Source organism: Acinetobacter sp. 797_lipA (genome assembly GCF_058243025.1).
In genome coordinates this window covers 3080885-3093308 of the sequence record NZ_JBZAYQ010000001.1, presented here as the reverse complement: position 1 = coordinate 3093308, position 12424 = coordinate 3080885, and the positions used below count along the sequence as shown (strand labels likewise).

Here is a 12424-nt window from a genome sequence, read left to right as displayed (position 1 = left end):
TACCTAGTTTTGAGTTGAGTCTTGAGTGTCAATCTGTGCTTGAAGTTGTTGAATTTTGGCTTCGGCACGATCTAAATTTTGATTAAAAATGCGGGTATCTTGATGTAGATCATCCATTTGCCAACGCGGGGCAAATAGACCACTGTCTTCTTTCAAGGCATCTTCAGCAAAAAATAAATGACTTTGTAGGGTCTGTTTGATGTGCTTCGGTGCCAGTTGGATTTTGGCCAATTCATGCGCCAAACTTGGGCCAATCCATGGGCTTAAATGCGCAGCCAAGTCAGGCTCAGCGTGTTGCATAATCCGTTTAATATCTTGCAGAAGGTGATAATCGCCTTGTAGGGGGATATTGCCGACATCATCCGCCAGTAATAGCTTGAGCAGCTCAACCACATTGGCCACCATTAAAGTTGCGGTTGCTGGGGTGTGAGACTGAGCTTGATCAAACGGGCGTTGTTCAAAAATGGACGCTGTTTCACTATGCCCTGTAACGGTAGGTTCTAAGCGCACTTTGGCTTGGTCAAAGAACACATCTACAGACAGTTGCGGGGACGCGATCACCACACGTAACATCTTGCCTTGTAGTTCATTGAGCTGGATGCGAGTGATCGCATCCAAATTAATCACATGATGAATTAATCGTTCAACTGCACCGAGTGCCAGAATCGACCACATAATTTGCCCTTAAACGTTTAATTTTAAAGTTTAAAACCACGGTGTACAGCAACGATACCACCGGTTAAGTTGTGATAGTCGCAGTTTTGGAAGCCTGCATTTTCCATCATACCTTTCAATGTACGTTGGTCTGGGTGCATACGAATGGACTCGGCTAAATATTTATAGCTTTCTGAGTCATTGGCAATAATTTTACCCATGATCGGCAGTGCGGTGAACGAATATAGATCGTACAGTTTTGAAAAAGGCTCAAACACAGGTTTAGAGAACTCTAATACCAGTAGGCGACCACCTGGCTTAAGCACGCGGTACATCGCTGCAAGTGCTGCATCTTTATCGGTCACATTACGTAGACCAAATGAGATCGTGAGTAGGTCGAAGCTGTTGTCTTCAAACGGCTCGAGGGTTTCAGCATTGGCTAATACGAAGTCAACATTGGTACAGCCTGCATCAATTAAACGATCACGACCTACATTCAACATCGATTCATTAATGTCTGAAAGTACCACATGACCAGTAGGGCCGACTTCGCGGCTAAACACTTTAGCCAAGTCACCTGTCCCGCCAGCAATATCTAATACGCGTTGACCACGACGTACCCCTGACATGTTGATCGCAAAACGTTTCCATAGACGGTGAATACCAAAAGACATCAAGTCATTCATAATGTCGTATTTGCTGGCAACCGAGTGGAAAACTTCCGCTACTTTTTGCGCTTTATCTTCACTGCTCACCGTCTGGTAACCAAAGTGTGTGGTATTGCCGACGTTGCCTGTGTTAGCACCGCGAGGAAGATTGTATTTGGGTACAGAACCTGTCACTGGGGTATCAGTCAACTGTTGTTGTAATGATTTTTGTTGACCTTGCGCCGTACCTTGGGGTAATGGTTCAGTTAAAAATGGACTCACTTTGTCTGTGTTTTGTGCCGACTCTTGAGTAGCGGTAGGCGTTTGATTTTCATTCGACATGGGAGTCACTCCTAACATAGCAATAGGGTAAATGTTGCAGTGCATGCATGATGACAGATTCTAGGACGTTGTACAGTAACCATCATACAATTGTGCTGAATAATATACAGAAAAACAGCAGAGCAAAGCTGCTGCTGGCTTATTTTTATCAAGTCATTCGTTGAAATTTACTGAAAAGGATACAAATGCCCCGCATGGACTTTGTCAATAATTTGACGTTCCACCGCTGTAAAGTCTTTCACAAATTTCTCCGCCGACTTTAGCGGTTTCATGGCCAAAAAGCCATCCTGCATAAATTCATACATGACATTGAAGTTATATTTGTTGGCCGTCCCTTTACACATCTTAAAAGCGGCATAGACCATAAAAGAGCGCATGTATTTATCGAGGTTCTTACCTAATTGATCGAGTAAATATAGCTGTTTCAAGCGTTCTTCGCCTTGTTCTAGTTTTAAGTAGGCTTGGCGCATTAAATCATCGGTTAAGGCTTCATAGGGATGGTGATCTTTCAGCAATTGCATTGCCACTTGTTCATCCAGTCGCACCGCCAAAATCGCCAACTCAACCCCAGAGGTACCTGTTTTAATGGCATTTTCAGGAATTAATTTCTCTGCTTTGTGCGCATATTTGCTCAAGCGCGCAATTTGTCCTGCCAAAGCGTCAAAATCTGGGCCACCATATAAACGGTTGATAAAATACTCGGCCATCAAGAGGTTCTGTTTTTCTGCGAAAGCACGGTTATGCGTGCGTTGCATCCGTTGCTTTTGCCAGACTTGCACATCTTGTAAACGTTGGAAGAGCACCGAATCTTGATGATAATGCAATTGGTAATACTGTTCTAAAAGCTCATCGAGGGCGGCGAGTTTGGACATTTGCTGTCTCAGTTCTATTTAAAGATAGCTAAATCTTAGTGCGTGATGACGGAACTCGCTATGACAAAGTGACAAAAAAACTATTTATTTGTGGTCAGTTTGATGTAGAAGTAGTCAAAAGATACATATGAAAATCATCTAGACCATCATTTTTTAGGATCTAGTGATCTGATTAAATAGAAAAAAGGAGGGGGCAATGGATACAGAAACGATCGCCAGTACAGTGCTGAACGAAGAACAGCTTTCACTGGACTTAATTGAAGCGCAATATGCGTTGATGAATACCCGTGATCAGAGCAATGCAAAAAGTTTGGTGATTTTGGTCAGTGGAATTGAACTTGCGGGTAAAGGCGAAGCGGTAAAACAGCTGCGCGAATGGGTCGATCCGCGTTTTTTATATGTCAAAGCCGATCCACCGCATCTGTTTAATCTGAAGCAGCCTTTTTGGCAGCCCTATACTCGATTTGTACCTGCCGAAGGGCAAATTATGGTGTGGTTTGGTAACTGGTATGGGGACTTGTTGGCTACGGCCATGCATGCTTCAAAGCCTTTAGATGACACGTTGTTTGATGAATACATCAGCAATATGCGGGCCTTTGAGCAGGACTTAAAAAATAATAACGTAGATGTCTTAAAAGTCTGGTTCGATTTGTCGTGGAAGTCTTTGCAAAAGCGTCTGGATGACATGGAACCGAGCGAAGTGCATTGGCATAAATTGCATGGGCTAGACTGGCGTAATAAAAAACAATACGACACTTTGCAAAAACTACGTACGCGTTTCACCGACGACTGGCAAATCATTGATGGTGAAGATGAAGATTTGCGTAATCACAATTTTGCACAAGCGATTTTAACGGCGCTGCGTCACTGTCCAGAGCATGAAAAAAAGGCCGCATTAAAATGGCAGCAAGCGCCGATACCAGATATTCTGACTCAGTTTGAAGCCCCTCAAGCTGAGGATGCAAACTATAAAGCAGAGTTAAAAAAACTCACCAAACAAGTGGCCGATGCCATGCGCTGTGATGACCGTAAAGTGGTGATCGCTTTTGAAGGTATGGATGCTGCGGGTAAAGGGGGGGCGATTAAGCGTATTGTGAAAAAGCTCGACCCGCGAGAATATGAAATTCATACCATTGCAGCACCTGAAAAATATGAGTTACGCCGTCCTTATCTGTGGCGTTTTTGGAGCAAATTGCAGTCGGATGACATCACTATTTTTGATCGGACGTGGTATGGACGCGTTTTGGTAGAGAGGATAGAAGGCTTCGCAACCGAGGTAGAGTGGCAACGCGCTTATGCGGAAATCAATCGTTTTGAAAAAAACCTCAGCAACAGCCAAACCGTGCTGATTAAGTTTTGGCTGGCGATTGATAAAGATGAACAAGCAGCGCGGTTTAAAGCCCGCGAAAGTACTCCGCATAAACGTTTTAAAATTACCGAAGAAGATTGGCGCAATCGCGACAAATGGGATGACTATTTAAAGGCAGCCGCGGATATGTTTGCACATACCGATACAGGTTATGCGCCTTGGTATATTATTTCCACCAATGATAAACAACAGGCCCGAATTGAAGTCTTAAGGGCAATTTTAAAACAGCTCAAAGCGGATCGCGACACAGATTAAAAAGCATAAAAAACGGTCATTTGACCGTTTTTTATAGAGGTGGATTTAGTTCTTTAACTTAAGGGAATTTGGGTCACTGGCGCTGCAACAGGAACACCTTGTTCGGCGGCTTGTTTCAGTTGAATGCCTTTGGCGAGCTTATACGACTCTTCCACATGAGTTTCCGCAATTTTTTTCATCACGACATAACCCAAGCTAGCCGCAATCATCTGTCCACCAAGAGGAATGAATTTAGTGACTTGTTTGGTGATGTATTTGGCTGCCATGTTATTGAGGGATTTCTTCACGGCTGTACGTGCCACCACCAGTCCAGAGAACTCCACGCCACGTTTACGCAGTTCTGACCAATGTATTTGCTTGGTTTCTGGGTCGTAAACACTGACTTGCTCAGGGGTTAGGCCAAAGCGGGCGTTAATTTCGGGAATCAACTGCGACAATATGCCCACATCAATCACCACATCAAGGAAAGGGACTGGAATAACCGCTGCACCTGCGGAAAAATAGGCGCGCTTTTTGACTAAGTCCAAACATTCTTCGCGGATTTGTTCTAAATTTAAAGAGGGATCAATTTTTTCTGGAATATGCTCTAATTTCATTTTCTAAATCCTAAAATATCCTGATTCACATTGATTCTAGTTTTGCTTAAAGTGCGTATTTTAAAGCAAATTTTAAATAGAAATATGTCATCAAAGTGACATAGACAGAACTAGAAGTATAGTCAATAATCTGTGTACTTTTGTAGATTTTTCATAAGATGGTTATTTGAGAGGAAACATGGCGATACACGTAATACAAAGTCAGCGTATTGATGTTCTGTTGCAGGCCATGCAAAAAACCGTCTTTAAACCAGCCAAAAATGCCTTTCAAGTGTTGCAAGCACAGCACTTTATTGTACCTTCACCTGCGGTTGAGGCCTGGCTAACACAAAAGTTGGCGGAGCAGCAGGGCATCAGTGCCAACACGCAGTTTCATCATCGTATTCGTGGTTTTCAATGGGCGGCTTATCAGTGGGTTTTGGTCGATCAAAAAGACGAAGTCCGTAAAGCCAATATTCCGCGATTGATTATTAAATGGCGCGTCTTTCAAGCCTTAAAAGAATTTATACAAGCCGAGCTGAATCCTTTAGAGGTTGCTCATCCGTTGTATCCGATTATTCAGCGGATCTATGCCAGCGCTGACCGTTTGCAACAAGGCATTGATAAACAGCTGAAAAAGCAAAGCATGTTGTATTGGGTCGCGGAGCAGGTTTCGCGGTTGTTTAGTTTTTATATGGATTATCGTGGGCATTGCACCAAAGGTTGTCCACCGCAAAATTGCCGTTGCCAGACCAATTGGTTACAAGCGTGGGGCAAAAACCAGCCGCTCGATTTGGAGCAGATGTTTTTTAAAACCCAGCAAGAACTCAGTGCTTTTCAACTCAATCAAGCTTATGAATTGGAAGCGTGGCAGCGTTGGCTCTGGCAAGTGGTGTTCCATGCTGACTTTGAACAAATTCAGCGTATTGATACTGCATTTTGGGACTTACTCGATCAAGCCGAGACCCGCGACGCTGCGCTTAAAAAGTTGCCTGCGCAGTTGGTGGTGTTTACTGTTTTAGATTTACCGCCAAAGCAATTGGAGTTTTTGCATCGATTGGGGCAATACCTCGATATCTTTATTTTTCACTATAACCCATCACAAGAGTACTGGGCGGACAGTGTCGATCCCAATTGGAAAGCGCGTTATGACGCACGGGTAAAGCAGCGTTTTATTGAAAAAAATCCAAATGCCAATGATGCCGAGATTCAGCAGTTTTTTGATGAGTTTACCCTCAATTTTAATGCAGAAACCCGAGAGTCTCGCCATCCTTTACTGACCCGATTTGGTAAACAGGCACGCGACCATTTCTCTTTACTTTCCAATCTTTCTTCAGGTGAAGATGGCGTATGGGCCGATGTCTTTGTTGATGAATATCCAGAAACTTTACTTGGTAAAATTCAGTCTGATGTCCTGTATTTGGTAGAACCTACGCAGCATCAGTATGCTTTGGCTGAACAAGATGATTCGATACAGATCCATGTCTGTCACTCCAGCCTTAGACAGCTTGAAGTCCTCAAAGATCAACTGACGCATTGGTTGGCTCAGGGCACGGCTGATGCACCGCGACGTCCAAGCGATATTTTAGTGTTGACGCCCAGTTTGACTGAGCTAGAACCTTTTATTCGCAGTGTTTTTGCGCCTCCTCCGCATGAGCGTGAAGCTTTGCAAAAGGGTCATCAACTGAGTAAAGACAGTATTTATTTGCCAATTAAGCTGGCAGGCGTGACTCAACTCGATGCCTTAAATGCATGGCGTGCTGTGCTGGGACGGATGGTCTTGGTGCGGGGGCGTTTCAGTATTGAGGACTTTGCCGATTGGCTCAGTTTAAATGCAACGCAGCAATGTTATGGCTTAGACATGAATATGATTGAGCGGATGACGGAGCTGTTGATCAACGCAGGCTTTAAGCGTGGATTGGATGCCGAACATTTAAAACGCAGTTTGGCCGAAGGGGATGATGACTATCGTTATAGTCTGAAGTTTGCCTTAGATCGTTTGGCTTTAGGCGTCGCTGTACCAGAGCATGTGCTGTTTCATGATACCTTAAGCTATGCCCAAGTACAGTCGAGTGATTTTGAGCTAATTGGTGTTTTGATTGAAATTTATCAGGATTTTAAACACCGTTCCGAGTGGATGATCGCGCATGAAATTGGACAACGGACGACTGCGGAAACTTGGCTGAATCGTTTGATGGAAGATATTCGCGAGTTTGAAGCTGCGGGTGTTGAGTCTTTGATTGCGGTGTATAAGATGGTCAAAAAACAAGAACGTATGCTGACCTTGGCGAGTTTCTATGATGAACACGATCATCATGCACTGCGCAGTTTAAGTTTACCTTTGCCTTATGTATTAGAAGAAATCCAAAAGACCTTAGAAGCGCAACTGGATTATGCAGAACCGACAGGGCAGATCACATTTAGTCAAATTGGTCAGATTCGACCTGTGCCGTATAAGTTGATCGTGATGTTGGGCTTGGACAGTGGCAAGTTTCCCAACCGCAGTGCGCATTTGCCTTTTGACCTGATGGACTTGCTGAAGCCACAACTGGGGGATCGTTCCCGTTTGGAAGATGATCAAGGGGCTTTTCTAGATGCGTTGTTGTTGGCACAAGAGAACTTATGGTTATTTTATAATGGCTTTGATATCAACGATGGTGAAGTCCGTGATCCGTCTACGGTATTGCAAGAACTGATTCAGCATATGGACTTTATTGTTCAACCTGACACACAAAGCAAGAGTGTCAATGCAACGGTTGATCAGCATGGTGTGACTGTCTCTGCACAGTTGGCATCGCTGTATCATGTTCATCCTTTATTGCCTTTTGATCCGCGTGGTTTTGAGTCTGAGCACAGTATTCGTTTTCAAGACCAATGGTTTCAAGTTGCGAAACAATTGCAACATGCATCAGGACAACGCAGCAGTTGGGTCAACACGCCTTATCCAAAATTAGAGCAAGACATTCAGGTTCTTGACAGTCAGCAGTGGATTCAGGACATTACTTTCCCTGCAAGACTGTATCTCAAGACTTTAGGGGTGGAAAACTTAAAACCAGAAGAGATTCCTGCAACGCAAGAACCTTTACTCCTCGATGGGTTAGGACGTTATGCCATCCGTCATTTTTTACAACAACATGAGGCAGAAGCAGACGCCAACCTTCTGATGGATCAACTGCCGATTGGTAAAGTCCAAGATGGGGTCTGGCAAATGAGCGTGCTTGAGCAGCAGCGCTTGCTGACACGTTTACAACGCTATGCACGCGAGGCTACAGCCACGACCCAACAAGTCTGGAAGGTGAATGGACATTTGCAAATCAATGTCACCCTAGCCAAATACAGTGCTGAAAAATGGGTCAGTGTAGAAGCGTCTAGTGCCAGAGCAAAGCGCCGTGCCAAAGTTTGGTTAGAGTATTTATTATGGTTGGCTTATGTCAATTTGGGTGAGGGCGGACAGCAATATCAACGCATCGTGGTGTTTAGTGACCGAACCATTTTATGTACTGGTGTGAGTTCAAATCAGGCGCGTGAATGGCTCAAACCTTGGTTGAAAGCATGGGAGTATGCACAAACTCAGCCTTTGGTTTTACCTGCGGCCTTGTTACTGAAAATTGCAGAAAAAGATAAAACGCATGAATGGCAACTGAATGATCAGGAACAGATGGTGATTGCGGACATGGACGCCATTTATAAAGTGTGGGAAGAAGATGGTCGCTTTAGTGGTTTTTCAATGACTGAAAACGAAGCCAATAAAGCACACCGCGACTGGCAGTTTATTCTACAAGAGCAGGATGCCAAGGCATTACTTGCCCATGCCTGTGAGCAGTTTTCTTATGAACTATATCATCCGATTTTTTTGCATCAGCAAAGCCTTGAGGACTAAGTCATGACAGCGCAGTCTCAGGCCTCTACATCGAACATGTCTTATCAACCCATTGCCGATATGAGCTTTCAGGGCTTGCATTGGATTGAAGCTTCAGCAGGCACAGGCAAGACTTTTACTTTGTCCAGTTTGATGGTGCGTATTTTTCTTGGGGCCTATTTGCCGAATCAGGTCATTGCAACCACCTTCACCCGTGCAGCCGCTGCGGAGCTGAAAAGTCGCGTTCGGGCACGTTTGATTGAAACTTTACGTTATTTTGAAGGTTGTCAGAGTCTGACCGAGCGAGAAATACAGGCCAAAATAGCTGTTGAACAAGATCCGCTTTTTATCAAGGTGCTCACGGACTACGCACAGCGGGTCGGTTTTGCCCAAGAGCGTTTGAAGTTGGTGATTGACCAGTTAGATGAGTTATTTGTCGGGACACTGGACAGTTTTAGTCAAAAGTTACTGCGTGAGTTTTCTTTTGAAAGTGGCAAGATTGAGCGTGCAGATATCACCGATGATGCGCAGAGTTATACTCAGCAGCTCATTCATGATGTGTTACGCGAGTGGATTCAGGCACAGCCACAGCCTGTGGTGAATTATTTACTGTTAAAACAAAAATTAAAAACCGAACAGGCTTATGTGCCAATTGTTGAAAATAGTCTGAACTTTGCGTCGGCACAGTTTCAACAGGTAGAAAAACCTGTGCTTGATTTGACGCAATTTGAGCAGGCCATTGATCAATTTACCGCGCTGGATGTGGCGCAGATTGAAAGCTTGAAAGACTATTATGCACCCGAAGGGCAATACCATGCAGTGCTGGGGAAAAAGTGGCGTACCGATGCTTTGATGCAGCGTATTCTATGTCAGGATTTACCTGCTTTTTTGACCGCACTGAAAGAGCAACGAGCTTATGCTTTATTCGCGCCACATTTTGAAAAAACCTTAAAACATCTGACTGACCTTGCGACGAAAAAAGTCTTAAACAAATGTGCTGTAGATGTACTAGAACAGTTTGAGCAGCATCCTGTGTGGCGACAGGTCCGCAGTTTCTTAGACGCGTTGGCAGAGCTAGAGCTTAATTTGGATGTGTTGGATGCGTATTTGAAATATCACTTAAGTTCTGAGGTGAAAAAGCGATTACCACAAGTCTTGCAGCAAAAGAGTGAAACGACCTTTGCTCAGCAAATCCGTACCTTGTCAGAAGCCTTACAGGGCGAACAAGGCCGGCGCTTTGCCCAGTTTGTACAAGCACGCTATCCACTCATTTTAGTGGATGAGTTTCAAGACACCAACCAAGACCAAGATGATATGTTGGCGCGGATTTGGCGTGATGCACAGCGTTATCCTCAAGGCTGTATGATTATGGTCGGTGACCCAAAACAAGCTATTTATGGCTTTCGTGGCGGGGACATGCTGACCTATAACAAGGCACGTTTAGATGTTTTGGCAAAGCAAGGTCGGCAGTATAGTTTGAAATATAATCATCGCTCTGTGCAAAAGCTGGTACAGGTGGTGGATGCTTTATTTCAACGCCAACAGGACTTTGGTGAGCAGGTCTATTACCAGCCTGTAGAAGCAGGGACTCGACCACATCCCGCTTTGGTCGATGCACAGGGTGAAAACCATATACCGCTGCGCTGGCTATTACTTGAAGACAAAAAAAATGAAGCTCAACAAGTGGCATGGAAAATTCGTGATTTAATCAACCAAGGCATTCAACAGCAACTGTATGTGGCAGATGATCCGCTACAGTTTATAGGGGCAAATGATATCGCGGTGTTGTCGAAAAACCATGATGGCTTGGACAAAGTTCAGTTTGAACTAGAGCGTTTGGGAATTTTGGTCAACCGTCCGTCTAAACGCAGTGTGTTTGAAAGTCAGGTCGCGAAAGATGTCGGTGCGTTATTGACCGCAATGATGCATCCTTTTGATGAAGCCAAAGTTCGCCGTGCGCTTTTGAGCCGGCTGTTGGCGATTGATTTAAAACAGTTACTAGAACTGGAAAAGCAAGCCAACGGTTTAAGCCAGTTTATGGCGGATTTTGATGACATCCGCGACATGTGGATCAATAAAGGCTTTTTAAGTGCATGGCAGTACGCTTTAAATCTGTTTAAAGTCTGGAAAAACTTGGTGGCTTACCAAAGCCGAGACAACGAACGGACTGTGGTTAATCTTCGGCATTTGACTGAGTTGTTGAGCCAACATAGTGAGCAGTTCCAAGGCGCGCAGAAACTGTATCATTGGTATCTCAAACAGTTACATTTGCCTGCGGAACGTGAGTGGGAGTTGGAACGCAAACTCTCCAATGCCACAGGCGTACAGTTGATGACTATTCATCAGTCCAAAGGTCTAGAGTTTAAAATTGTGTTTTTGCTGGGTGCCGACAAAGACTTTAAGGAAATAAATAAAACCTTAAACTTTTCAACGCTAGAACAGATCAATCCGACGACAGGGCAGAGCGAGTTACAGCGTATCGTGGCAGTAAATGATGCCAATCTGTTAGACCCAGCCGCGATTGATCAACACAATGAGCGAGCCGAAGCAGAACAGCATCGCTTATGGTACGTCGCACTGACTCGCGCCAGCCACCGCGTGTATGCCTTGCTGCAAGATCAGGAATATAAATCAAATACGGCATTAGCATTTTGGCGTGGTCAAGCAGGTAATCTGTTTGAACATCCTGCCAGTGGTAATGAGGTGCTGCTGACTGAAAAGCCGATCCGTTTACAGCCAGCCCAGCAGCAAGAGATCATTCAACTGCAAGCCTTGGCCTTTCCTGAACAGCGTTTTTATCCACGTTCCAAAACCAGTTTTAGTGCGTTGGCACAGCATTTGAGTCGCAAAGAGGCAATGGATGCCTTAGCGGTTTTGAGCGAGAAAGTGGGTAGTGCGGATGACGAGATTAATCATCCTGTGCTTGAAGATGTGGAGCTGAGTCAGCCTTTGGCGTGGATTAAACGGCAGTTTCCAATGGGGACGACTGCGGGAACCTTCCTGCACGAAATTTTCGAGCACATTGACTTTCAGGACTCACGTGACTGGGGACTGGAAATTCATCGTCGTTTTAAAAATGATAGCCCCTTACTGTGGCAAGAGTTATTGGGCAAATATCAACACGAATTTGGGCAGGATGATGAAACTCAATTGGTGCTGTGGATGCAAGAATGGTTAGCAGATGTGCTAGAAACACCTTTACATGACAGTTTTCAGTTGAAGCAACTCAAAGCCGATGAACACTTGGCTGAGTTTCCTTTTTATTTGTCATTGTCCGATCATGTGCTCGCGATTAAACGCATACAGGCATTATTTCAAGAATACGGCATTGATCTACTCGACTTAAATGAAGCCAATTCTGCTCGTTATCTGACCGGTTCAATTGACTTGGTTTATTTTGATGGTCAGCGTTATCACATCGCCGATTATAAAAGTAACTTCTTAGGGGCGGATCAGCAGAGCTACAATCATGACGCAATCGAATTGAATATGTCACATGCCAGTTATTGGTTGCAGGCGGGCTTATATTTGGTGGCTTTGCATCGCTATTTAAAAGTGAATTTGCTGGACTATGACATTGAAGAACATCTGGGACAGGCGAGTTATCTTTATTTGAGAGGGATGAATGGACAGCTCAATCAGGGGGTTTTAAGTTGGCGTGCCAGCCCAGAGTTTATTTTAAGATTAGATGCCATCTTGGGTCATTTTGCTGAGGATACTTCTACTGAAAATCATGTAGGCAAAACTTCTGAATTAAGTGAAATTAGTCACTCATAAACAAATAATTAAGTTGTGGATAACTTTGAGGATAACCGTGTGGAAAATGTTCATAAAGCCAGTATTGATCAGGC

The 12424-nt window shown here is 44.3% G+C and carries 7 protein-coding genes; 3 read left to right on the top strand and 4 right to left on the bottom strand.

What is annotated here, in order from left to right:
- Nucleotides 1–3: 3 nt before the first annotated feature.
- From AC4CU2_RS15300 to AC4CU2_RS15290, 3 genes are all read right to left on the bottom strand, one after another.
- Nucleotides 4–675 carry a ubiquinone biosynthesis accessory factor UbiJ gene (locus tag AC4CU2_RS15300; RefSeq protein ID WP_279689883.1) on the bottom strand — a complete coding sequence of 224 codons (672 nt, stop codon included), beginning with the start codon at nucleotides 673–675 and terminating at the stop codon, nucleotides 4–6.
- Between the two features lie 23 nt (nucleotides 676–698).
- Complete coding sequence (ubiE, locus tag AC4CU2_RS15295; protein ID WP_039890287.1) at nucleotides 699–1643, bottom strand: bifunctional demethylmenaquinone methyltransferase/2-methoxy-6-polyprenyl-1,4-benzoquinol methylase UbiE; 945 nt, start codon at nucleotides 1641–1643, stop codon at nucleotides 699–701.
- A gap of 167 nt (nucleotides 1644–1810) precedes the next feature.
- Nucleotides 1811–2515, bottom strand: a complete 705-nt coding sequence (locus AC4CU2_RS15290) for a DUF8198 family protein (RefSeq protein WP_183174646.1) — start codon at nucleotides 2513–2515, stop codon at nucleotides 1811–1813.
- Between the two features lie 196 nt (nucleotides 2516–2711).
- On the opposite strand from AC4CU2_RS15290, the gene pap reads away from it, so the two are divergent.
- Nucleotides 2712–4139: a polyphosphate:AMP phosphotransferase gene (pap, locus tag AC4CU2_RS15285; RefSeq protein WP_490769051.1), complete on the top strand. Its 1428-nt coding sequence runs from the start codon at nucleotides 2712–2714 to the stop codon at nucleotides 4137–4139.
- A 53-nt stretch (nucleotides 4140–4192) separates the two neighbouring features.
- On the opposite strand, the gene AC4CU2_RS15280 is transcribed toward pap, so the two are convergent.
- Nucleotides 4193–4735 (bottom strand): hypothetical protein, encoded by a 543-nt coding sequence (locus AC4CU2_RS15280; RefSeq protein ID WP_004692676.1) that lies wholly within the window; start codon nucleotides 4733–4735, stop codon nucleotides 4193–4195.
- 178 nt (nucleotides 4736–4913) lie between these two features.
- Here AC4CU2_RS15280 and AC4CU2_RS15275 point away from each other — a divergent pair, with 178 nt between their 5' ends.
- Both AC4CU2_RS15275 and AC4CU2_RS15270 read left to right on the top strand, forming a co-directional pair.
- Nucleotides 4914–8594: an exodeoxyribonuclease V subunit gamma gene (locus AC4CU2_RS15275; protein WP_279689878.1), complete on the top strand. Its 3681-nt coding sequence runs from the start codon at nucleotides 4914–4916 to the stop codon at nucleotides 8592–8594.
- A 3-nt stretch (nucleotides 8595–8597) separates the two neighbouring features.
- A complete protein-coding gene (locus tag AC4CU2_RS15270; RefSeq protein WP_279689876.1) occupies nucleotides 8598–12350 on the top strand; it encodes a UvrD-helicase domain-containing protein in 3753 nt (1250 codons plus the stop codon).
- Nucleotides 12351–12424: the final 74 nt, after the last annotated feature.